We start from the raw sequence: 22,845 nt of genomic DNA on the forward strand, positions 1-22,845 counted from the left end.
CCATTCCAAGATGACCAAGCCGATCTGCGACACCCGGCCCGCACATCCCTCGCTGCAGGACACGCCCTGGTGGAAGGGCGCGAGCATCTATCAGGTCTATCCGCGCAGCTTTGCCGATTCGAACGGCGACGGAATCGGCGATCTGGCGGGCATCACCGCGCGGCTCGAGCATATCGCCTCTTTGGGGGTGGACGCTTTGTGGCTGTCGCCGTTCTTCCCCTCGCCAATGAAGGACTTCGGCTATGACGTCGCGGATTACTGCAATGTCGACCCGATTTTCGGCACGCTGGCAGACTTCGACGCGCTGATCGCGCGCGCGCACGATCTGGGGCTCAAGGTGCTGATCGATCAGGTGTTCTCGCACAGCTCTGATCAGCATCCCTGGTTCGTCGACAGCCGTTCGAGCAAGGCGAGCGCGCATGCCGACTGGTATGTCTGGGCCGATGCGAAAAGCGATGGCAGCCCGCCGACCAACTGGCAGTCGGTGTTCGGTGGTCCGGCATGGACCTGGGATGCGCGGCGCGGCCAGTATTACATGCACAACTTCCTCAAGGAGCAGCCGCAGCTCAACGTGCACAACCCCAAGGTGCAGCAGGCGCTGCTCGATGTGCTGGGCTTCTGGCTCGATCGCGGCGTCGACGGCTTCCGCATGGATGCGGTCAACTTCGCGATGCACGACCCCGAACTGCGCGACAATCCACCTGCGCCGCTCACCGACAAGCCCCGCACCCGGCCGTTCGATTTCCAGCTCAAGCTCTACAATCAGTCGCACCCCGATATCCCGGGCTTTGTCGAACGGATGCGCGCGCTGATCGACAGCCATGGCGACAAGTTCACCGTGGCCGAGGTCGGCGGCGACGATGCCGAGCGCGAGATGAAGCTGTTCACCGCGGGCGGAACGCGGTTCGACAGCGCCTATGGCTTCGACTTCCTCTACGCCGAAAAGCTGACCCCGCAGATGGTCGCCGATGCGCTGCTGAGCTGGCCAGACACGCCGGGGACCGGCTGGCCGAGCTGGGCGTTCGAGAACCACGACGCGCCGCGCGCCTTGTCGCGCTGGGTCGATGCCGAGCACCGCGACGCCTTTGCCGGCATGAAGATGCTGCTGCTTGTCGCGTTGCGCGGCAACATCTTCCTTTATCAGGGCGAGGAGCTGGGGCTACCGCAGGTCGACATCCCGTTCGAGCGGCTGCAGGACCCCGAGGCGATCACCAACTGGCCGCTGACGCTGAGCCGCGACGGCGCGCGCACCCCGATGCCCTGGCGGCACAGCGCCAACGATCTGGGCTTCGGCAGCGGCGATCCGTGGCTGCCGTTCGGCGAGGATCATGCCGCGCTGTCGGTGGACGTGCAGGCGCGCGATCCGCATTCGCTGCTCAACCTGGTCCGCGCCGCGCTGCAGCTGCGCAAGACGCATCGCGCGCTGGCGACCGGCAGCGTCGCGATCCTGCACTGCGATGCGCAGCTGCTCGCCTTCGAACGCGTGGGCCAAGGCCAGCGGATCGTCGCGATATTCAACATGCAGGCCGGTGATGCTCGCTGGCCTGAAGACGTGCCCACGACCGGCGAGGTGCTGATCGCGGTCAACGATGCCGCCCCCGGCGCCCTGCCCGGCCATGGCGCGCTGCTCTTCGTGCCCGATTGATCTTTCAGACTGGAGAAATGCCATGCGTGCGCTTGTGATGGCCGTGATCATGCTGTTTGCGGCGCTTAGCGCTCCGGCGATGGCACAGGAGGGCGCACTCGCCAGCGTCGCCTCGCCCGATGGCAGGGTACGGATCGACATCACCATCGATGGCGAAGGCTGGGCGCATTATGCGGTCAGCCGCGATGGCAAGCCGCTGATCGCGCCGTCGCGGCTGGGCTTCCAGTTTACCGACCAGGATGCGATCGGGCGCAACAGCCGGTTTGTCGGCAGCGAAACCACCAGCCGCAACACCCGCTGGGAACAGCCCTGGGGCGAGCGGCGGTTCGTCACCGATTCGCACAACGAGCTGCTGGTGCGCCTCGCCTCCCCCGGCGCGAGCAATGCGCTGACCGACAACCGCGCCGACCGAGCGATCGCGATCCGCTTTCGCGCGTTCGACGACGGCGTGGGCTTTCGCTACGAGTTTTCCGCGCGCGCCGATGGCAAGCCCTGGCGCATCGCAGACGAGCTGACCGAGTTCGTGATCGCAGCCCCGGGCACCGCATGGTGGATCCAGGCGGGTGACTGGAACCGCTACGAATATCTTTACCACCACACCGCGATCGGCGAGGTCTCCGCCGCGCACACGCCGATGACGGTGAAGCTCGCCGATGGGACGCACCTGGCGTTCCACGAGGCGGCGCTGGTCGATTATTCCGCGATGTGGCTCAAGCGTGTCGACGGCCTGCGTTTCCGCGCGACGCTTTCGCCCTCCAGCCGGGGCGCCAAGGTCGAACGAACCGGCGCGTTCACCACCCCCTGGCGCAGCATCCGCATCGCCGACGATGCCGCCGGGCTCTACGACAACGATCTCGAGCTCAACCTCAACGATCCCAACGTGCTGGGCGATGTCAGCTGGTTCACGCCACACAAATATGTCGGCGTGTGGTGGGAAATGCACCTCGAGAGCAAGAGCTGGGCGAGCGGCGCCACCCACGGCGCGACCAATGCCAACGTCAAGCGGCACATCGATTTCGCCGCGAAGAACGGCTTTCGCGGGGTGCTGGTCGAAGGCTGGAACACCGGCTGGGACGGCAACTGGTTCGGCAACGGCCGCGACTTTGATTTTGCCCAGAGCTATCCCGATTTCGATCTGCCCGATCTTGCCGCTTATGCGCGCAGGAAAGGCGTGCGGCTGATCGGCCATCACGAGACCGGGGGCAACATCGCGAAGTATGAGGCGGGCCTCGACGCCGCGCTCGACCTGTATGCGCGGCACGGCGTCGATGCGGTCAAGACCGGCTATGTCGCCGATGCCGGCGGCATCATCGCTCCGGGCGATGGGCCGGGAGAGCAGCGGATGGAATGGCATGACGGCCAGCGCATGGCGCAGCACCACCTCAAGGTCGTGCGCGAGGCGGCCGCGCGGCGCATCGCGGTCAACCCGCACGAGCCGATCAAGGACACCGGGCTGAGGCGCACCTATCCCAACTGGGTGAGCCGCGAGGGCGCGCGTGGCGGCGAGTATCAGGCATGGGGAACGCCGGGCAACGGCCCTGCCCATGCTCCAACCTTGGTGTTCACCCGCATGCTCGCGGGGCCGATGGACTACACTCCGGGGGTTCTCTCGCTAAAGGGACGCGGCGGACGCGATCTGGAATCGACGCTGGCGCGTGAACTGGCGCTGTATGTCGTGCTGTATTCGCCGATCCAGATGGTCGCCGACCTGCCCGAAAATCTCGAGGCGCATCCGCGCGAGATGGATTTCATCCGCAAGGTACCGACCGATTGGGCTCAAACCCGGGTGCTGACCGGCGCGGTGGGCGAACTGGCGGTTCTTGCGCGGCAGGATCGCAACGGGCCCGACTGGTACATCGGCGGCGTCACCGACACCAAGCCGCGCGAGGTGGTGATCGACACGGCCTTTCTTCCCGCAGGCACACGCTGGCGCGCGCACGTCTGGCGCGATGGCGACACAGCCGATTACCGCACCGCCGCGCGGCACGACATCGTCATCGAGCAGAAACCGCTGACCGCCGGCGACCGGATGACCATCCGCATGGCCGCAGGCGGCGGCTTTGCAGTGCGGCTTGAAACGATCGAATAGCCCGGCGCGGACCTGATGTCACAGCAGCATCCGCGACAAGGATGCCGGAGGGGCGGTCCAACCGACGATGCTGGTCAGGAAAATGGAGCATGCGGTAATTGCCTACCCCAACTGCAGTATCGATTTTGCCAAACCGACGACCTGCCGGGTAGCGGGGCTCAAGGTTCGATTTTTGAGATGGGCAAGAACGATGTCGATCTTGCGGTTCGCCGGCATCGTCGACACTGGCAACTCGATCAACCTGCCGGACTGCAATTCGTCGGAGATGACACGGTCGCTGGCGTACCAGATGGGGTTTGGTGCGCTGATCAGTCGAGCAGATCGACCGCCGTATTGCGCCCCACCTGCGCCAGCCAGACCTCTCCGGCGGCAACCATGTGCTTTTTCCAGTGTGCCTCGGCGGCATCGCCGTCCTTGGCGTCGATCAGATCGACGAGGCGGGTGTGCGACTTCAAGCCGAAGCGCAATTGCCTTTCCGAAAAATCGGGATCCTCCCCCTGGCGCCGGCGAGAGGACAGCGACAGGTGTGCATCAACCAGACCACGCAGCGCTTGAGAAAACATGTTCAGCGTGCGGTTCCCAGAAAGCTCCATCAACAACCGGTGGAACTCTGCAATCTGCAAAGTCACGGCCATGCGATTCTTGATGTTTCTCATCTCGTCTTCGATGAACGAGCGCAGAATTGGCACCGCTACCTCGCTGTTGCGCTCCGCGACGAGACGCGCCGCAGGCGGCTCGATCAACGTGCGCATCTCGTATAGGTCGCCGATGGTCACGCTTTGCGCCTGCAGGATGATCCCGGCGGCGCGTTCGACCATTTCGTAGTTCGGAGAGCTGACCTTTGCCCCGCCGCGGGCCCCGCGAGCGACTGTGACGAGCCCTTCTGACTCCAGGATCCTGACAGCTTCGCGGATCGTCGGCCGTGACACCTCAAATTCGGAGATAAGCTGGGCCTCTGCGGGCAGCGTATCGCCATCCTTGAGCTCGCCGCGGATGATGGCGTTGCGTATCTGCCGCGCCACCAGTTCGGCAGTTTTCGGAACCCTTACAGCGTCAGCATTGCTCCGGCTTCCCACAGGAATGACCGCAAATCCGTTAGACAATTTATATTCCTTCGTCAGCCTGTCCGTTCTTACCCTGCAAACGCTTGTTTCGGCAAGAACCATCGCGTTTTCCACGCTTGCATTTAGACGTATTAACTAGTTAGATGATAATTGGAAGCGGCCCACCTCACCTAAGGGGGATATGAACCGCAGGCCAAGCGCTTGTCAGGAGCAGGATGTGATCATGGAGTATGCGGTTGAGGGGGCGTTCAGCCTCCGATCCAGCCTCCCTCCCATCTGCTGTCGCCCTGCGCCAGAGTGATGTTTTGCTGAATTTGAAGGGTAATTTGATGGCTAGCTGGGACGAAAGCGCCGATTTCGTGATTGTCGGAAGCGGCGGCGGATCGATGGTCGCGGCGCTGGCGGTGGCCGATGCAGGCAAGCGACCGCTGATTCTGGAAAAGACCGACAAGATCGGCGGATCGACCGCGATGTCCGGTGGCGTGTTCTGGATTCCCAACCATCCGCTGCAGGCACGCGACGGTGTTGCCGACAGCGACGAGAAGGGCCGCACCTATCTGGACGCGGCGGTCGGCGATCTTGGCCCTGCCACCTCGCGAGCGCGCAAGGACATGTTCCTGAAACAGGGACCCAGACTGTTCGATTACCTCAAAGCCAAGGGCATGCCGTTCGTGCGCTGCGATGGCTGGTCAGACTATCACGATGATCTGCCAGGCGGCATGGCGGAAGGTCGCTCGCTCGCCGTCGAGCCGTTCAACGTCAAGGAACTGCCCGGCGAATGGGCATCCAAGCTGCGCCGGGGCCTGTCGGCGCTTCCGGTGCGCGGGGTCGAAGGGCGTCAGCTGATGCTGCTCAAGCGCACCTTCAGCGGCAAGGTGGCTGCGCTCAAGCTGGGAATGCGGATCATCAAGGCGAAGATCCAGGGCCGCGAGCTGGTCGGCGCGGGCACCGCGATCCAGGGCCGGATGCTGCAGATGGCGGTGCGGCAGAACATCGATATCCGCATCAATTCGGGCGTCAGCGAGCTGATCGAGGACAATGGCCGGATTACCGGGGTCGTTACGCAGAAGAATGGCAAGCCCTGGCGGGTCGAGGCGCGCGAAGGCGTGCTCATCAACGCCGGCGGCTTTTCGCACAACGAGGCGATGCGCAAGCAATACGGTCCGCAGCCGTCATCGGTCGCGTGGACCAACGCCAACCCCGGCGACACCGGCGAGATGATCCAGGTCGCCAAGGCGCATGGCGCGGCGCTGGACTTCATGGATGGCGCGGTGTGGATCCTGACATCGACCCCGCCCTCGGGCGAGCGGTATATCCACGTGCTCGACATCCCCAAGCCGCACTGCATTCTGGTGAACCAGAAGGGCCAGCGTTATACCAATGAGGCGCAGAGCTATATGGCGAATGGCCAGGCGCTTTATGCCAATGGCGACGTGCCAGTCTGGGCGATCATCGAATCACGCCACCGGGATCGCTATCCGTGGAGCTTCAACGCCGGCAAGACCCCGCAGTCGTGGTTCGACAGCGGGTATATGAAGAGCTCGGAGACAATCGAGGGCCTCGCCGAGCAGATCAACGTGCCGCCCGCAAACCTCAAGGCTACGATCGAGCGGTTCAACGGCTTTGCCCGCAAGGGCATCGACAAGGATTTCGGGCGCGGGTCCAAGGCCTATGATCTGGTGTTTGCCGATCCGACGCACGGCCCCAACCCGGGCCTGGGCGCGTTCGAAAAGCCGCCCTATTTCGCCGTTGCGATCTATCCGGGCGATGTCGGCACCTTTGGCGGAATCCTGACCGACGAATTCGCGCGCGTGCTCAAGGAAGATGGTTCGGTCCTGCAGGGGCTGTATGCGACCGGCAATTCCACCGCCTCGGTGATGGGCAAGACCTATCCGGGAGCCGGAGCCAGCATCTCGCCCGCGTTCATCTTTGGCTGGGTCGCGGCGCGCCACGCGCTTGGCCAGGCGCCGAACTGACGCCAGCGAGAAGGACGCCTGCAATGCAACCCGATCTCGAAGCCATGGTGCGCGAACTGTATGATCGCCAGAAGATCCGCGAGGTGGTGACCAATTACTGCCGCGGCGTGGACCGGATGGATCGCGACCTGCTGTTGTCCTGCTATCATCCCGATGCGGTGGACGATCACGGCTTCTTCGTCGGCGGGCCGGAGGCGTTCTGGGATTGGGTCAACCACTACCACAACAACGCGCAGGCCACCCACCAGCACATCATCACCAACCACAATTGCGACCTCGAGGGCGATGTCGCGCATGCAGAGACCTACTGGATGATGGCGGGCATGGACGCGAAGGACTTCACCCTCGCGATCGGCGGTGGCCGCTATGTCGACCGGATGGAAAAGCGCGACGGCCAGTGGCGCATCGCGGCGCGCAAGTGTGTCTCCGAATGGGGCGGCGTCCCGCAACCCTCAAAGGTGCCGCCGCAGTTCATGGCGATGCTGCGCGAAAGCGGCGTGGTCGCGCGCGACCGATCCGATTCGTCCTATGAACGCCCGCTGACGGTCGATCCGGCGCGGATCGGCATCAACCTCGATATCCTGCCGCCCGGTTACGCGCCCGATTGACGGCGGAGCGATGAACGAGATGCACGCCTATCGGCTGAGCGCGGCCGGTTCGCTCGACAATCTGGTCAAGCGACAGGAGCGTCAGCCGGCCATCGGCCCTGATGATGTGCTGGTCCGCATCCGTGCGGTGTCGCTGAACGCGCGCGATCTGATGATATTGCACGGCCCGCAGCCTTATGGCCCGAAGCCTGATATCATTCCTGTTTCCGATGGTGCGGGGGAGGTCGTCGCCTGCGGGTCAGCCGTCAGCGACCTGAAACCCGGCACACGCATTGTGCTGCCGTTTCGTCCGGGCTGGATCGACGGGCCATTCAAGCCTGCCGATGCCGCCACCGATCTGGGCGGAGCCGTGGACGGCGTCTTGTGCGAATATGTCGCCATCGCCGCGCGCGCCGTCGTGCCCATTCCCGATGACATGAGCTTTGAAGCTGCTGCCACCTTGCCGTGCGCCGGTGTCACTGCCTGGTCGGCGCTGACTCGCGGCAACCCGGTCAACGCGGGCAGCCATGTTCTGGTGCTGGGAACCGGCGGCGTCTCGATCTTCGCGCTGCAGATCGCCAAGTCGATGGGCTGCACCGTCATTGCCACGACGTCCAGCAATGCCAAGGCGCAGAGCCTGATCGCACTGCGCGCGGACCATGTGATCAATTACGTGACCACCCCCGATTGGAGCGCGGCGGTGCGCAACATCACCGGCGGTCACGGGGTTGACCGGGTTGTCGAAGTCGGCGGGGCAGGCAGCCTGCCGCACTCGATGAAAGCGCTTGCCCCGGAGGGCGAGATCGCTCTGATCGGCTTGCTGGATAATCCGATGGACACGATCAGCCCGCTGCCCCTGATGTCCAGCATGGGCGTTATCCGCGGAATTTCTGTTGGCTCGCGCGCCGATCTGGTCGCCTTGCTGGCACATATGCATCAAAGCTTCGCACCCGTCATCGACCGCGTCCTCGATTTCGACGAAGCCCCGCAAGCTCTGGCGTATCTCGCGTCGCGCCAGCATGTCGGCAAGATCGTCATCCGCGTTTGACGCAGAGCTTGCAAAGTCAGCCGCGCACGAACGCTCCGGCGCGACGTTCGGATACCGCTTTGATCCCTTCGGCAAAGTCCTGCGTCTGCTTCAAGCCTGCCTGCAGCACCGCCTCCTTTGCGGTAGCGGCGCGGATCCGGTCGGCCAGCCCTGCACGAAGCGTTTCGCGCGTGGCCTCGACTGCCAGCGGCGCATTCTCCGCAATTAGCGCAGCAAAGGCGCGGGCGGATCGCGCAAGATCACCGGGTGCTGCCAGTTCGTCGACCAGCCCCCAATCGAATGCGGTCACACCGCTGATCCGCTCGGCGGTCAGCAGCATCCGCGCAGCCTTCTGCCCGCCGACGATCTCGGGCAGGCGCACCGAAATTCCGAACCCTGCGTGAAAGCCGAGCTTGACGAAATTGGCGGAAAACCGGGCATCGTCGGTCGCAATCCTGAAATCGCCGACCAGCGCCAGCCCCAGGCCCGCGCCGATTGCCGCCCCCTGCACCGCAACGATCAGCGGCTTTCGATTCGAATAAAGCCGCACCGCCTGGGCATATAATTCCAGCGTCTGGGCGTTCTCATTGTCCTGCGCAAAATCGCCGCCTGCGGTGAAATCGGCGCCAGCACAGAACACCTTGCCTTCCGATTGCAGCAGCACGACGCGGCAGGCATCATCCTGGTCCAGCGCATACAGCGCATCGGCGATCGCCCTGAGAAGGGGGACAGAGACATGGTTGTACGGCGGGCTGGCAAATGTGACGACGCCGATATGCCCCTCGACCACCGACGCCAGGCGAAAGGCTTTTTGTCCAGCGGTCATTCGCGTGTTCCCAGCAGGTTGCGCGCGACCACCCAGTTGTGGATTTCGCTCGGCCCGTCATAGATGCGCATCGTGCGCAGCTTGTTCGACATCAGATACAGCGGCAGCTCGCGGGTCATGCCCATTCCGCCGAACATCTGCATCGCATGATCGACGATCTCATAGGCGGATTCGGTGCAATAGGATTTGATCATCGAGATTTCCTGGCGGGTATCGCGGCCCTCGTCGATCTTCCACGCGCAGTCATAGGTCATCAGCCGCATCGCGTGGATGCGCGTCGCAGCATCGGCGACCCAGTTCTGCACCGTCTGCCGCGCGGCCAGCGGCTTGCCGAAGGTCACCCGCTGGGGGGCGTATTCGACCATCATGTCGAGCGCGCGTTGCGCCATGCCGATCGACCACGACGCCATCTCGATCCGCCGGGTGCCCAGCCGCACCTGCATCGGCGCAAAGCCCTGGCCGCGTGTTCCCAGCAGTTTCCATCCCGGCACACGGCACTCCTCGAGCGCGATCTCGTAGGTCGCGCTGCCATCGATCATCGGGATCTTGCGCAGAACATTGAAGCCGGGCGTGTCTCTGTCGACCAGAAACGCCGACATGCCGTTGCGGCCGTTGGGGTTCTTGTCGGTCACCGCCATCAGGATGGTGAAATCGGCTTCGGCGGCGCGCGTGATCCAGATCTTGCGGCCGTTGATCACCCAGTCATCACCATCTTGCACCGCGGTGGTGGTCATCCGCGAAGGGTCTGCGCCTGCGCCGGGCTCGGAAATCCCGATCGCCGATATGGTCTCGCCGCGCACATAGGGTTCCAGATAGGCTTCGCGCTGTCGTTCGTCGGCGGCGACCATCATCATCCGCAGATTGGGTGAATCGGGCGGCAGGGTATAGGGTGTCGCGGTGCGGCCCAGTTCCTCGTTCACCCCGACCATGGCCACCATCGGCAGGTTCATGCCGCCAACCTCTTCGGGAGCATCCAGCCCCCACAGGCCCAGATCACGCGAGACCGCATCGACCTTGGCGAGCTCGTCCTTTGACAGGTAGCTGCCCTTGCCCGATGACTCGCGCGCCAGCACGTCAGCTTCCAACGGCATAAGCTGCGCCTTGACGAACTTGGCGACGAGGTCCTTCAACATCTGATGCTCATGGGCGAGCTCGAAATTCATGTGCGACGCTTTCCTGGCTTCTTTTAACGTGGTGCCGGCAGATCGCTCAGCGTCCGGTGTACCGGTTCCTGACATCATAGGTCAGAGCCCCGGTCACCAATGGATCGCAAATCCCCTCCCATGTCCAGCCGCCCGCCATGAACTGGTTGCGGATAAGCTCGGGTTCCTGAACCAGCGCAACCTGCGCGCCGCAGATGAACACCTCGCGCCCATTGATATTCTCCGACAAAGGCGAGCAAAGCCAGGCTAGCACCGCTGCCACCGAAAACGCCTCGGTCTGCAGATTGTGGGGCAGCAGCCACTGGTTGGATAGCGGCGGAATACCCAGTGTTTGCGTCTGGTAGCCGATGGTTTCCATAACCTCCGGGATTGCCATGTTCGTCGCCTGCGACATCGGGCGTACCGCATTGCAGCGGACGCCGAATTCGCCCAGTTCGCGCGCGATCGAGCGCGTAAGCCCAACAACGCCCTCTTTCGATGCGCTGTAGTTGGCCATGCCGAGGTGGCCAAAACCCGAGGGCGAGCTGAGGTTGACGATCGCGCCACCCTGTCGCTTGATATACTCAGCCCCCGCGCGGATGGTCGCGAAATAGCCTTTCAGGTTCACCGCCATGACGGTGTCGAAATCTTCCTCGCTCATCTCCGTGATCCGCTTGGGACGGATGATCCCTGCATTGTTGATCAAGAAATCGAGGCGGCCAAAACTGTCCATCGCGCATTCGACGACAGCCCTTCCGCCAGCCATGGACGAGACGCTCGAGGTTTCGGCAACCGCTTTTCCTCCGGCGGCAACGATATCATCGACGACCTGCTGCGCCAGCGATGTATCGCCCCCGCCGCCCTGGGGGCCTCCACCAAGATCGTTGACAACAACGCTGGCGCCTTCGCGGGCCATCAGCAGCGCCGTGTCCCGGCCGATACCGCGCCCGGCACCTGTGATCACTACAACCTTGTCTGCAAAATGGCCCACGATCTGTCCTCTCCGGTTGACGCTTTTTGCAAGTGCCTTGCATTCAATCAGCGATATTCATATAAATCCGTTACACATTAAATCAACCGACTCGATGGGGACTCCCGATAATGACAAGCTTGAGTTCGATCGTCCGTAACGTCCTGACGATTGAGCCGTCCGCCCCAGCGTTGGAATATGAAAAGACGTGGCACAGCTGGGGCGAGCTGACGGCGATCATCGATGCCGTCGAGACGGTGCTGCAAAAGAACGGTATCGGTCCAGGCGCGCGCATCGGCGGCATATTGCGCAATACGCCGCAGATCGCAGCCGTGATCATCGGCACCATCATCAACGACCGGTGTGTCGTCACGTTGAACCCGGCGCTGCCCGATGCCAAGCTGGACAACGACATCGCCACGCTGAAAACGCCGGTACTCATCGCGCAGAGCCTCGACTGGCAGCGGCCCGAAATCCTCGAAGCGGCGCGCAGGACCGGCGCGCTGTGCCTGGAAGTGACCGGCGATCTCGACACCCCCGTCAAGACGGTCTTCGAGATGACCGGATCGGATTTTGACACCGATGCCAAAGGCGTCGGAATCGAAATGCTGACCAGCGGGACAACCGGGGCACCCAAGCGCATTCCGCTGATGGCAGAGAACTTCTCGAAGATGGTGCTGGATGCAGCGGTTTATGAAAAGCGTGATATCGCAGCGGCGCCGAAGCTCTCTCGCTCGGTAACCATCGCCAACACCCCGTTCTCGCATATCGGCGGCATTTTCGGGCTGTTCGTCACGCTGTCTGCCGGGCGCAAGGCCTGCATGCTCGATCGCTTCCGGGTCGATGAGTTCGTCGATGCCATCCAGCGGCATCAGCCCAAGGTGGTAGGCGCGCCGCCGTCTGCGCTGCGGATGATCATCGATGCCAAGGTGCCCAGGGAGGCGCTGTCCAGCCTTGTGGTGTTCCGCACCGCGACAGCCCCGCTCGATCCCAGCCTGGCCGATCAGTTCTATGAAATATACGGCGTTCCGGTCCTGCAGAATTATGGGGCGACCGAATTTGCCGGCGGCGTTGCGGGGTGGACCCTCCCGGACTTCAAGAAGTACGGCCCGGAACGTCGTGGCAGCGTCGGCAGGATGAACCCAGGCATCGAAGGCCGCGTTGTCCATCCGGAGACCGGCGAACCGGTGGCCTTCGGCGAACAGGGGCTGCTTGAGCTGCGCGCCAAGCATCTGGGCGATGGACAGGCCTGGGTCCGGACGACCGATCTTGCCCGAATGGATGCCGAGCAGTTCCTGTGGATTCTGGGCCGCGCCGACAACGCCATCATTCGCGGCGGCTTCAAGATCATCCCCGACGATGTCGTCAAGGCCATCGAATCGCACCCCGATGTGCTCGAGGCATGCGTCGTGGCGCTGCCCGATGCCCGGCTGGGCCAGGTTCCGGCAGCGGGCTATCGGGTGCGCACCGGTCATACGCTGACGGAAGAAGACCTACGCGCGTATCTGCGCGAGAAGCTGACCGCCTATCAGGTTCCGACCAAGCTGCTTGCGGTTGACGAGTTCCCCCGCACGCCGTCGATGAAACCCAGCCAGCCCGAGCTCAAGAAGCTGCTCGAAGCGGTGTGACAGACGCCGTGCCCTCGGCCGACCGACGCGCGATGCAGTACCGACCGCTTCCCTTTCGGGCGCATGATACGCGGATCGAACACCGGGAGGACGGATGCTGGCTGTTCACACCGGGCTATCCAGCCGTCGCACAATGGCCATCGATCCCGCACCTGGCCATCGACCGGGCAAGCCGCATCCCAGATGCACCCTTGATCGCGCGGCGTGCGCTGCTGGAGGATGGCAGCCGGGGCGCATGGCAGCGCCGCAATTATGCCGACATCATCGCCAGCGCGCGCAGCCTGGCGCAGGCGCTGCTGGACATGAACGTCGCTTCCGGCCGGTGCATCATGGTGCTGTCGGGCGCATCGGCCAACCATCTGGTGGTCAATCTGGCCGCGCAGATGGCCCGCATTCCCTATGCGCCGGTGTCGGTGAATTATGCGATGGCAGGTGGCGACCATGCCCGGCTGCGCCATTGCGCCGACGTTTGCCGGCCGCAACTGGTTTATGCCGATGACTGGCAGCAGTTCCTTCCCGCCATTCGTGCGATCAGCGGCTCGGGCGACGTGATGTTCGTCACCGATGAAGCCGCTCCTTCAGGCGAAAGCACCGCCCTGCAAGAGCTGATGACCGGACCTGCAAGCGAGGCGGTCGAACGCTCGATCGCCGCGATCACGCCAGACACCCATGCCAAGACCATCTTCACCTCGGGTTCGACCGGAAAGCCCAAGGGGGCGATCCAGACCCAGCGGATGCTGACCGGCGTCGTGGCGCAGCATGATGCGATGTACCAGCATTCCGAACGACCGCTGGGCACGCGGTCGTATCTGTCGTGGATGCCGTGGAGCCATGTCGGCGGCAACAACACGCTGATGGCCGATGTGCTGAACGATGGCGCGTGTCTCTATATCGATGACGGCCGCCCGGTGCCGGGACAGTTCGGCGAATCCATCCGCAACCTGCACGAGATTTCGCCCTCCGAGTTCACTTCCACCCCGTCCTTCTATTCCGAACTGGTGAACGCGATGGAGGCGGACCCGGGTCTGCGTGAAAGGTTCTTCAGCCAGCTCAATCATCTGAGTTTTGGCGCCGCGGGCCTGTCCGAAGACGTGTTCCGGCGGCTGCAGGCCTTGTCCGTCGCCGCCACCGGGCAGGGCATCCCGATCATCGCCAAATATGGCACCAGCGAAACGCAGGGCACGTTCGCGACCCCGTGGCCGATCGAGCAGACCGGCCCGATCGGACTGCCGTTCGCGGGCAATGTGGTCAAGCTTGCACCTGTCGTCGACAGCTTCGAGATCCGGGTCAAAGGCCTCACCGTGACGCCGGGGTACGTCAACGATCCGCAGGCGACCGCCGATGCGTTTGACGATGAGGGCTTCTATCGCACCGGCGATGCCGCCCGGCTGATCGACGCAGAGCAACCCGAACTGGGCGTGGTGTTCGACGGCCGCCTGTCGGAAAACTTCAAGCTGCAATCGGGCACATGGGTGGACGTCGGCAACCTGCGGCTGGCGCTGATCGCGGCGCTCGACCCGCTGCTGATGGATGCGGTCATCCTCGGCGAAGGCGAGGCGGATGTGCGTGCGCTCGGCTGGCTTCGGGTCGCCGATGCTCGGGCGCTGGTCGGCGAGGCTCTGCCGCTGGACCTGCTGGTGGCGCACCCGCTAATCCACGCGCATTGCGCCGCCGCGCTCGCACGCTGCAATGCTGCAGCCGGCGGGCAGTCGCGCCAGATCGCGGCTCTGCGCCTGCTCGCCACGCCACCTGGAGGCGACGAGATTGCCGACAAGGGCTATATCAACCAGCGCGAGGTGATGCGGCAGAGGCCGGATGATGTCCGCGCGGCCTATCGGGGCGAGGGAATTCTGCCGCGCGCCTAGCGCGGGGCCATGCGGATCGCGCCATCGAGCCGGATCGACTGGCCGTTGAAATAGCTGTTGCGCGCCAATTCCATCACCAGGCTGCCGAACTCCTCGGGCTTGCCCAGCCGCTTGGGGAAGGGAACCGATGCGGCAAGGCTTTCGAGCACCTGCGGGTTGGCCCCCAGCATCAGCGGGGTGGCGAAGATGCCGGGCATGATGCAGTTGACGCGGATGCCAAGGTCCATCAGATCGCGCGCCATCGGCAGCACCAGACCGTTGACGCCGGACTTGGCCGATCCATAGGTCACCTGACCGATCTGGCCATCCTGCGCTGCCACCGATGCAGTCAGCGTGATCGCGCCGCGCTCGCCATCTTCCAGCGGTTCCAAAGTCGCCATGCCCTCTGCGGCCAGCGATGCCATGCGATAGCTGGCGATCAGGATGCCGTGGACGCCATAAGCATAATCCTCGGTCGAAAGGCGCTTGAGGCGGCCTGCCTCCTTGTCGAACGCCAGCGTCTTGCCCCGGCGCGATGCCATCGCGCAGTGCACCAGGATGCGTTCCTGACCATGCGCCGCGCGTGCCCTGGCATAGCCTGCGACCACGGAGTCCTCATCCATGATGTCTACCTTGCAGAACAGCCCGCCGATCGCCTTGGCCACTTCCTCGCCGCCTGCCTCGTTGAGATCGAAGATCGCGACCTTGACGCCGGCCGCAGCCAGCGCTTCCGCCGAGGCGCGCCCCAGGCCCGAGGCTCCGCCGGTGACGACGGCTGCGGTGGTGGTGTCGATGATCATGGTGTCGGTTCCTTCAATCAATAACTGCGGGGAAGGCCGAGGACATGCTCGGCAAGATAGCTCAGGATCAGGTTGGTACTGATCGGGGCGATGGTATAGAGCCGCGCCTCACGGAACTTGCGCTCGACGTCATATTCCTCGGCAAAACCGAAGCCGCCATGCGTCTGCACGCACATATCGGCTGCGGCCCAGCTGGCTTCGGATGCCAGCATCTTGGCCATGTTGGCCTCTGCGCCGGGATTGCCGCCTGCATCGAACACCTGCGCTGCGTGGTGGACCATCAGCTCGGCGGCACGCATCTGCGCATAGGCCCGGGCGATGGGGAACTGCACGCCCTGGTTCTGGCCGATCGCACGCCCGAAAACGTTGCGCTCATTGGCATAAGCGGTCGCCTTCTGGATGAACCACTTGGCATCGCCGATGCACTCTGCGGCGATCAGGATGCGCTCTGCGTTCATGCCCGACAGGATGTAGCGAAAGCCCTTGCCCTCTTCCCCGACCAGCGCCGAGGCCGGGATGCGCATGTCGTCGAAGAACACTTCGGTGGTCGAGTGGTTCATCATCGTGCGGATCGGCTTGATCGTCATGCCATTCCCCACGACCTTGCGCATATCGACCAGAAAGATCGACAGGCCTTCGGTCTTGCTCGCCACCTGGTCGCGCGGGGTGGTGCGGGCTAGCAGCAGCATTAGGTCCGAATACTCAGCACGGCTGGTCCAGATCTTCTGGCCATTGATGACGTAATCCTCGCCATCGCGCACCGCCACGGTGCGCAGGCTGAGGGTATCGGTGCCGCTGGTGGGTTCGGAGACGCCAAACGCCTGCAACCGCAATTCACCGCTGGCGATACCCGGGAGATAGGCGCGCTTCTGCTCCTCGCTGCCATATTTGAGCAGCGTGTTCATGATGTACATCTGCGCGTGCGCCGATGCGCCGTTGCAACCGGCGGCCTGGATTTCCTCCATGATCACCGCGGCTGCATCGAGGTTGAGGCCCGATCCGCCATAGGCTTCGGGGATCAGCGCCGCCAGGAAGCCCGACTTGGTGAGAGCATCGACGAATTCGCCCGGATAGGCGCGTGCTGCATCTTTCGCCCGCCAGTATTCCCCCGGGAAATCCGCGCACAAGGCCTGAACGGCGCGGCGGATCTCGGCAACATCTTCGCTTTCGGTCATATCAGTCTTTCCTTGTGGCGCTGGCCGCCATCACCTGCCGCCCATCGGCGGCAAAGGCTGCGAGTTCGAGTGTCGTGGCGGTGCCGCGCATCACCAGGTGCAGCGCCTCGCCGCAGATCGCAGGCGAAAGCCCGCGAAAGGCAAAGCTGGCGAGCGCATTGTCCCCCAACTGCCGCCGCGCCAGATCGAGCAGCAGGCTGGCGGTCAGCGGACCGTGGACAACAAGCCCGCGATAGCGCTCCTCGCCTCGCGCATAGGGCAGATCATAATGGATGCGGTGGCTGTTGAAGGTCAGCGCGGAAAACCGGAACAGCAGGGGTTCAGAGGGCGTGATGACGCGGTGAACGTCCCAGCCTGCCGGATCGAACATTGCCTCGCCAGCCGGCGGGGGCGAAAGCGGCGCATCGGCTGCAGCGGCATCGCGATAGACAATGCTCTGCGTCTCGCGCACCGCCAGACCGTTCTCGCCGCACGTCTCATGGCCGATTTCGACGAATACCAGCTGCCCGGAACCGCCGCTCTTCTCCACAACAGACAACACGCGCGATGTGCGGGTGACCGCCTCGCCTGCGCGCAGGGGGGTCAAAAACTCCAGCTTGCTCGATGCCCACATGCGCCGGGGCAGCGGTACAGGGGGCAGGAAGCTCTGCACGCTGTCATCGCGCAGCGGATGGCCATCCGGCCCCAACCGGGCAGTCGGCGCATCGGGCAGGCACAGGCACCAATGATACCCTTGCGGAACCGCACCATCGGCGGGCGGATCGCGATCCAGCGTTGCCAACCAGCGCCCCAGCGCACCTGGATCGATCCGGTCGCTGCGGCTTTCCTCGCGCCCGATCCATGCATTCCAGTCCACCATCAGTTGCGCCCCCCGGCCAGTCCCTTGGCGATCACCTGCGCCTGAATTTCCGCCGCGCCTTCAAAGATATTGAGGATGCGCGCGTCGCACAGCACCCGGCTGATTTCAAATTCCAGCGCATAGCCATTACCGCCGTGGATCTGCAGCGCTGCGTCGGCATTGCTCCACGCCGCACGCGCCGCCAGCAGCTTGGCCATTCCCGCCTCGATATCGCAGCGTTTGCCCGAATCCTTGGCGCGGGCCGCCGCGTAGGTCAGCTCGCGCGCCAGCAACAGGTCACTCAGGCTCATGGCAATCTTGTCAGCCACGCGTGGGAAATGCACGATCGCCTTGCCGAACTGCTTGCGACCGATGGCGTAGTCCACGCCAAGCTCGAGCGCACGCCTCGCCACGCCCACGGCGCGTGCTGCGGTCTGGATGCGAGCGCCTTCAAAGGTCCGCATCAGTTGCTTGAAGCCCTGCCCCTGCTCGCCCCCCAGCAACGCCTCGACTGGCGCTGCCATCCCGTCGAACTGCAGCGCATATTCGCGCATGCCGCGATATCCCAGCACCTCGATCTCGCTGCCGCTCATCCCCTGGTCGGGGAAGGGATCGCCATCGGTGCCGCGAGTCTTGGGCACCAGCAGCATCGACAGGCCGGCATAGCCTTTGACGTCGGGCAAGGTCCGCACCAGCATGGTCATCAGGTCGGACCGGCTGGCGTGGGTGATCCAGGTCTTCGCACCGCTGATTACCCAGCCGTCCGGCCCAAGCTGCGCCCTGGATTGCAGCGAACCCAGATCGGAGCCGGTATCGGGCTCGGTGAAAACCGCCGTGGGGAGTATTTCGCCGCTGGCAATCCTGGGCAGCCAGTGGGCCTTTTGCTCTGGCGTGCCACCCAGCACGATCAATTCGCCCGCGATCTCCGACCGCGTGCCAAGCGAGCCTGCGCCGATCCAGCCGCGCGACAGCTCTTCGGTGACCACGCACATCACCAGCTTCGACAGGCCCAGCCCGCCGAACTCCTCGGGGATGCACACGCCGAACGTCCCCAGCCCGGCCATCGCGGCAATGGTGGCATCGGGGATCAAGGCATTGGCGAGATGCCATCCATGCGCATGCGGGAGGATCTCCGCCTGGGTAAACCGCCGGAACTGGTCGCGCACCGTGTCCAGATCCGTATCGTGCAGCGTTTCGCTGACGCCCTGCCCTGCTGCCACCGCCTGCGCCACCGCCATCCGGGTTGCGGCGTGGTCTGCCTCCAGCAACCAGGCGCATTCTGTCGCCAGGGTCCGGGCGGCATCGGCCAGCCCAACGTCGCCGGGACGAAACAGCTCGTTCTGCCCCATCGGCAGACCGCCTGTGAGTTGACCCAGCGTCTCGGCAAAGGCCAGCGTCGCCACCTGCCGGTCCAGCGCGGAGCCGCCATCATTGCTTTCCAGCCAGTCCGCCACCGCCTCCAGCGCCGCCACGCTGGTCGCCACCCAAGCAAAGCCATGCGCGGCACGCTGCTCTTCGTCCATCGACCGGCGCTGCAACCGTTCGGTCAACGCCGACTTGGCGGCATCGCGATAGCGGGTGGCAGCAGCAAGGGCTGCGGCGAAGGTCATGCCCGCTCGAACACGGCCGCAATCCCCTGGCCGCCGCCGATGCACATCGTCTCGAGCCCGTAACGCACATCGCGGCGGTGCATTTCGCGGGTGAGGTTGGCCAGGATGCGTCCTCCGGTGGCCCCGATGGGATGGCCCAGCGAGATCCCCGATCCGTTGACGTTGAGCATCTCATGGCGGCTGTCGTCCTCGGCCCAGCCCCAGGCCTTGAGGCAGGCGAGCACCTGCGGCGCGAACGCCTCGTTGAGCTCGATCAGGCCGATGTCGCTCCACGACAGGCCATTGCGCCCCAGCAAACGCTCGGTGGCCGGGACAGGGCCAATGCCCATCCGCGAGGGATCACAGCCCGCCGCTGCCCAGCTGTGCAGATAGGCGATGGGTTCAAGCCCCAGCTCTTCCAACCGCTCTTCGGCCACCACAAGGCAGGCGGCCGCCGCATCGTTCTGCTGGCTGGCATTGCCCGCCGTGACCACACCGCCTTCGAGCGGGCGCAAGGCCGCCAGCGTTTCCGCGCTGGCATCGGCGCGATAGCCTTCGTCGTGATCGAAGATCAGCGGATCGCCCTTGCGCTGCGGGATCGCGACCGGCACCAGCTCGTCGGCAAACAGGCCATTGCTCCAGGCCGCAGCCGCGCGCTGGTGCGAGCGGGCCGCATACGCATCGCACGCCTCGCGGCTGATGCCATAATCCTTCGCCAGGTTTTCTGCGGTCTCGATCATCCCGGTGATCACGCCGAATCGTTCTACAGGCTGCGACATCACCCGCCCGCGGGACAGCCGGTCGTGCAGCGTCAGGTTGCCCATCCGCACGCCCTGGCGCAGATCGGTGGTATAATGCTCGACGTTAGACATGCTCTCGACGCCCCCTGCGACCACCACATCGCTGACGCCGGTCTGCACCATCATCGCGGCATTGACGATGGCCTGCAGCCCGGACCCGCAGCGCCGATCGACCTGATAGCCCGGCACCTCCAGCGGCAGCCCCGCTGCCAGCCATGACCAATGGCCGATACACGGCGCCTCGCCATTGCCATAGCCTTGCGCGAACACGACATCATCGACCCGCGCCGGATCGATCCCGGTCCGCTCGATCAGCGCGTTCAGGACAATGCCGCCCAGTTCGCCAGCGGTGAGCGACGACAGCGCCCCGCCAAACTTGCCGACAGCGGTGCGGATGGGAGCGACGATGGCAGCACGGCGAAGGCTCATGGGGCGGTTCCTACAATTCTGGAGTCGATCAGACGGGCAATTTCGCCGGAAGACAGCCCAAGCCGTTGGCTGAGCACCTGCTCGCTGTCAGCACCATTGCGCGGGGCGGCTTGCGGGGGCGTCCGTTCCAGCTGTGGTATAGTGCCAAAGGCGCCTGCAGCCGGATAGGCAAAGCCCGAGGGGTTGGCATCGAACGGGCTGAACATCGGGTTGTCACCCACGAGGCGAGGGTCATGCGCGGCATCGAGCATCGTGCGATAGGCCGAATGCACTATGCCACCCGCATCCAGCGCCTCGCCCAGCGCGGCGTGGTCGCGCGCGCCGATCGCCGCCTCGAACAGCGGGTACAAGGCATCGCGATGATCGAACCGCAGCCCGTCATCGCGCGCGAAGCTGACGCCGCGCGCTGCCTCGATCGCGGTCACTGCTTCATTCAGATCCAGCGCGGCCAGCAGGTTGGTCCATTGCCGCGGCGTGACCACCACGATCATCGTGCGCATACCATCGCGCGTCACGAAATCCCGCCCGAACAGGCCGTAGACCGCATTGCCCAGGCGCGGGCGATTGGCACTGTTGTGCAGCACCTCGGCAATACCGCCCATGTTGGCGACCGTGCCGATGGCGACATCGGACAATGGCACGCGCACCTCGCTCCCCTCGCCCGTCTGCTCGCGGCGCCGGATCGCCGCCAGCATCGCAAACGCGGCATAGGCCCCGCTCAGCAGATCCCAGGCGGGAAGCACATGGTTGACCGGCTCGGGCCCCGGCCCGGTCATCATCGGATAGCCGACCGCGTTGTTGATGGTGTAATCGAGCGCCGGCGCGCCATCGGCCCAGCCCATGATCCGCACCGTCACCAGATCGGCCCGTCCTTGCGCGAGGGTGGCGTGCGACAGAAAGCTCTCCGCCGGGAAATTGGTGATCAACTGGCCCGTGGCGCGGATCAGGGCCTGCAACAGCTCCCGCCCCTCGGGCCGCGACAGGTCCAGCGCCACCGATTTCTTACCGCGATTGAGGTTTTCCCAATAGAGCGAATCATTGGCCGCAGTCACCGGCCAGCGATGATAATCCGGTCCGCCGCCGATCTGGTCAACGCGGATGACATCTGCGCCAAATTGCGCACAATAGAGCCCTGCCGTCGGCGACGCCACGAAGGATGACGCCTCGATGATCGACAGCCCTTCGAGCAGGTTATACATCGATCATGCCTGCGCCGCCCATTCGCGCAGCATGTGCTTGGCGATCTGAAGCTGCAAGATCTGGGTGGTGCCTTCATAGATGCGATAGACGCGCGCATCGCGGAAATAGCGCTCGGCCTCATATTCGGCGAGATAGCCGGCCCCGCCATAGATCTGCACCACGCGGTCGACCACGCGCCCGCACATTTCGGTGGCGAACACCTTGGCCGCGGCCGCCTTGCGCAGCACGTTCTCGCCTGCATCGGCCCTGCGGGCTGCATCCTCGAGCATGCATTGCGCGGCGTAAATCTCGATCTCGCTTTCCGCGAGCATCTGCTGGATCAGCTGGAAATTGGCGATCGGCTCGCCAAAGGCCTTGCGTTCATTGGCATAGCGCAGCGCGCTGTCGAGCGCGCGCCGGGCATAGCCTGCGGCGGCTGCGCCGACCGAGAGCCGCCCGTTGTCGAGGCTGCGCATGGCAATCGCAAAGCCTTTGCCTTCCTCCTCGCCAAGCAGAGCATTTGCAGGCAGCTTTACGTCCTGCAGGATGATATCGGCAATATGGCTTCCCGCCTGGCCCATTTTCTTGTCGGACTTGCCGACCGAGACCCCTGGCGTATCCATCGGCACGATAAAGGCGGAGACATGCGCGTTCTTGGGCAAGGCCTCCTTGCTGGTCCGCGCCATCACCAGCGCGACTTTGGCAAACGGGGCGTTGGTGATGTAGCGCTTGGTGCCGTTCAGCACCCAGCCGTTGCCGGACCGGGTCGCCGTCGTCTGCATCGCGGCCGAGTCCGATCCCGAGCCGGGCTCTGTCAAACCAAAGGATGCGATTTCGCCCGCTGCCAGCCGGGGCAGCCACTCTGCCTTCTGCGCATCGGTACCGCCATTCTTGAACGCCGAGCAGATCATGCCGATGTTGATCGAGGTGATCGACCGATAGCAGGGCATGGCATAGCTCAGCTCCCGGATCGTGCGGATATACTGCTCGATGTTCATATCTGCCCCGCCGTATTCCTCCGGCATGGTCAGGCCGAACAGCCCCATGTCGCGCATTTCATCGATGATCGCCGCCGGGATAAGATCGGTTTCGAGAATCTCCTTCTCCGCCGGGATCAGCCGTTCGCGCACATAGCGCTGCAACTGATCGATAAACTGTTCGAAGACATCGGTATCCATGGTCGCTGTTCCTGGGCTGCTGGCAAATGGAGGCAAAACTGTCGCGGATCGCGCAAACG

General features: G+C 64.2%; 18 protein-coding genes. 7 read left to right on the forward strand and 11 right to left on the reverse strand.

The annotated features are described in order from the left end of the window. Positions 1–10: 10 nt before the first annotated feature. Together IP68_RS03475 and IP68_RS03480 are read left to right on the forward strand one after the other, a co-directional pair. Positions 11–1,645, forward strand: a complete 1,635-nt coding sequence (locus IP68_RS03475; RefSeq protein WP_054133554.1) for an alpha-glucosidase — start codon at positions 11–13, stop codon at positions 1,643–1,645. A 22-nt stretch (positions 1,646–1,667) separates the two neighbouring features. Continuing rightward, positions 1,668–3,734 (forward strand): glycoside hydrolase family 97 protein, encoded by a 2,067-nt coding sequence (locus IP68_RS03480; protein WP_054133555.1) that lies wholly within the window; start codon positions 1,668–1,670, stop codon positions 3,732–3,734. A 308-nt stretch (positions 3,735–4,042) separates the two neighbouring features. On the opposite strand, the gene IP68_RS03485 is transcribed toward IP68_RS03480, so the two are convergent. Next, a complete protein-coding gene (locus IP68_RS03485; RefSeq protein ID WP_082382083.1) occupies positions 4,043–4,900 on the reverse strand; it encodes a FadR/GntR family transcriptional regulator in 858 nt (285 codons plus the stop codon). Positions 4,901–5,127: 227 nt separating this feature from the next. Here IP68_RS03485 and IP68_RS03490 point away from each other — a divergent pair, with 227 nt between their 5' ends. From IP68_RS03490 to IP68_RS03500, 3 genes are read left to right on the forward strand one after another with little or no spacing between them, the layout of a single operon-like run. Next, entirely contained in the window at positions 5,128–6,774 is a 1,647-nt protein-coding gene (locus IP68_RS03490) for an FAD-binding protein (protein WP_054133557.1), read from the forward strand. Positions 6,775–6,797: 23 nt separating this feature from the next. After that, positions 6,798–7,382, forward strand: a complete 585-nt coding sequence (locus IP68_RS03495; protein WP_054133558.1) for a nuclear transport factor 2 family protein — start codon at positions 6,798–6,800, stop codon at positions 7,380–7,382. A gap of 10 nt (positions 7,383–7,392) precedes the next feature. Beyond that, positions 7,393–8,409, forward strand: a complete 1,017-nt coding sequence (locus IP68_RS03500) for an NAD(P)-dependent alcohol dehydrogenase (protein WP_197275709.1) — start codon at positions 7,393–7,395, stop codon at positions 8,407–8,409. A 16-nt stretch (positions 8,410–8,425) separates the two neighbouring features. Here the strand turns inward: IP68_RS03500 and IP68_RS03505 are convergent, their stop codons facing one another. Genes IP68_RS03505 through IP68_RS03515 form a run of 3 tightly spaced genes read right to left on the reverse strand, consistent with a single transcriptional unit; the run spans position 8,426 to position 11,347 of the window. Continuing rightward, on the reverse strand, positions 8,426–9,214 hold the full coding sequence (locus tag IP68_RS03505; protein WP_054133559.1) for an enoyl-CoA hydratase/isomerase family protein: 789 nt from the start codon (positions 9,212–9,214) through the stop codon (positions 8,426–8,428). After that, the gene (locus IP68_RS03510; RefSeq protein ID WP_054133560.1) at positions 9,211–10,377 is read right to left on the reverse strand and encodes an acyl-CoA dehydrogenase family protein; all 1,167 of its coding nucleotides are present in this window, start codon (positions 10,375–10,377) and stop codon (positions 9,211–9,213) included. The genes IP68_RS03505 and IP68_RS03510 overlap by 4 nt, the downstream gene beginning before the upstream one ends. A gap of 46 nt (positions 10,378–10,423) precedes the next feature. Continuing rightward, positions 10,424–11,347: an SDR family NAD(P)-dependent oxidoreductase gene (locus IP68_RS03515; protein ID WP_054133561.1), complete on the reverse strand. Its 924-nt coding sequence runs from the start codon at positions 11,345–11,347 to the stop codon at positions 10,424–10,426. 110 nt (positions 11,348–11,457) lie between these two features. Between IP68_RS03515 and IP68_RS03520 the strand changes: the two genes are divergently transcribed. Both IP68_RS03520 and IP68_RS03525 read left to right on the forward strand, forming a co-directional pair. Next, positions 11,458–12,954: a class I adenylate-forming enzyme family protein gene (locus IP68_RS03520; RefSeq protein WP_054133562.1), complete on the forward strand. Its 1,497-nt coding sequence runs from the start codon at positions 11,458–11,460 to the stop codon at positions 12,952–12,954. Further along, positions 12,951–14,819 carry an AMP-binding protein gene (locus IP68_RS03525; RefSeq protein ID WP_156317917.1) on the forward strand — a complete coding sequence of 623 codons (1,869 nt, stop codon included), beginning with the start codon at positions 12,951–12,953 and terminating at the stop codon, positions 14,817–14,819. Before IP68_RS03520 ends, IP68_RS03525 begins: the two co-directional genes overlap by 4 nt. Here the strand turns inward: IP68_RS03525 and IP68_RS03530 are convergent. Genes IP68_RS03530 through IP68_RS03560 form a run of 7 tightly spaced genes read right to left on the reverse strand, consistent with a single transcriptional unit; the run spans position 14,816 to position 22,786 of the window. Next, positions 14,816–15,598, reverse strand: a complete 783-nt coding sequence (locus IP68_RS03530) for an SDR family oxidoreductase (protein WP_054133694.1) — start codon at positions 15,596–15,598, stop codon at positions 14,816–14,818. The genes IP68_RS03525 and IP68_RS03530 overlap by 4 nt on opposite strands. Before the next feature lie 17 nt (positions 15,599–15,615). Continuing rightward, entirely contained in the window at positions 15,616–16,773 is a 1,158-nt protein-coding gene (locus IP68_RS03535; protein WP_054133564.1) for an acyl-CoA dehydrogenase family protein, read from the reverse strand. A 1-nt stretch (position 16,774) separates the two neighbouring features. Then, positions 16,775–17,632, reverse strand: coding sequence for a MaoC family dehydratase N-terminal domain-containing protein (locus IP68_RS03540; protein WP_054133565.1), 858 nt, complete (start codon positions 17,630–17,632; stop codon positions 16,775–16,777). Beyond that, positions 17,632–19,221 carry an acyl-CoA dehydrogenase family protein gene (locus tag IP68_RS03545; RefSeq protein WP_054133566.1) on the reverse strand — a complete coding sequence of 530 codons (1,590 nt, stop codon included), beginning with the start codon at positions 19,219–19,221 and terminating at the stop codon, positions 17,632–17,634. Before IP68_RS03545 ends, IP68_RS03540 begins: the two co-directional genes overlap by 1 nt. After that, complete coding sequence (locus tag IP68_RS03550; protein WP_054133567.1) at positions 19,218–20,429, reverse strand: acetyl-CoA C-acetyltransferase; 1,212 nt, start codon at positions 20,427–20,429, stop codon at positions 19,218–19,220. Before IP68_RS03550 ends, IP68_RS03545 begins: the two co-directional genes overlap by 4 nt. Further along, complete coding sequence (locus tag IP68_RS03555) at positions 20,426–21,628, reverse strand: CoA transferase (protein WP_054133568.1); 1,203 nt, start codon at positions 21,626–21,628, stop codon at positions 20,426–20,428. Before IP68_RS03555 ends, IP68_RS03550 begins: the two co-directional genes overlap by 4 nt. 3 nt (positions 21,629–21,631) lie before the next feature. Next, a complete protein-coding gene (locus IP68_RS03560; protein WP_054133569.1) occupies positions 21,632–22,786 on the reverse strand; it encodes an acyl-CoA dehydrogenase family protein in 1,155 nt (384 codons plus the stop codon). Between the last annotated feature and the right edge of the window lie 59 nt (positions 22,787–22,845).

The sequence above is a fragment of the Blastomonas sp. AAP25 genome, assembly GCF_001295965.1.
Taxonomy (GTDB): Bacteria; Pseudomonadota; Alphaproteobacteria; order Sphingomonadales; family Sphingomonadaceae; genus Blastomonas; species Blastomonas fulva.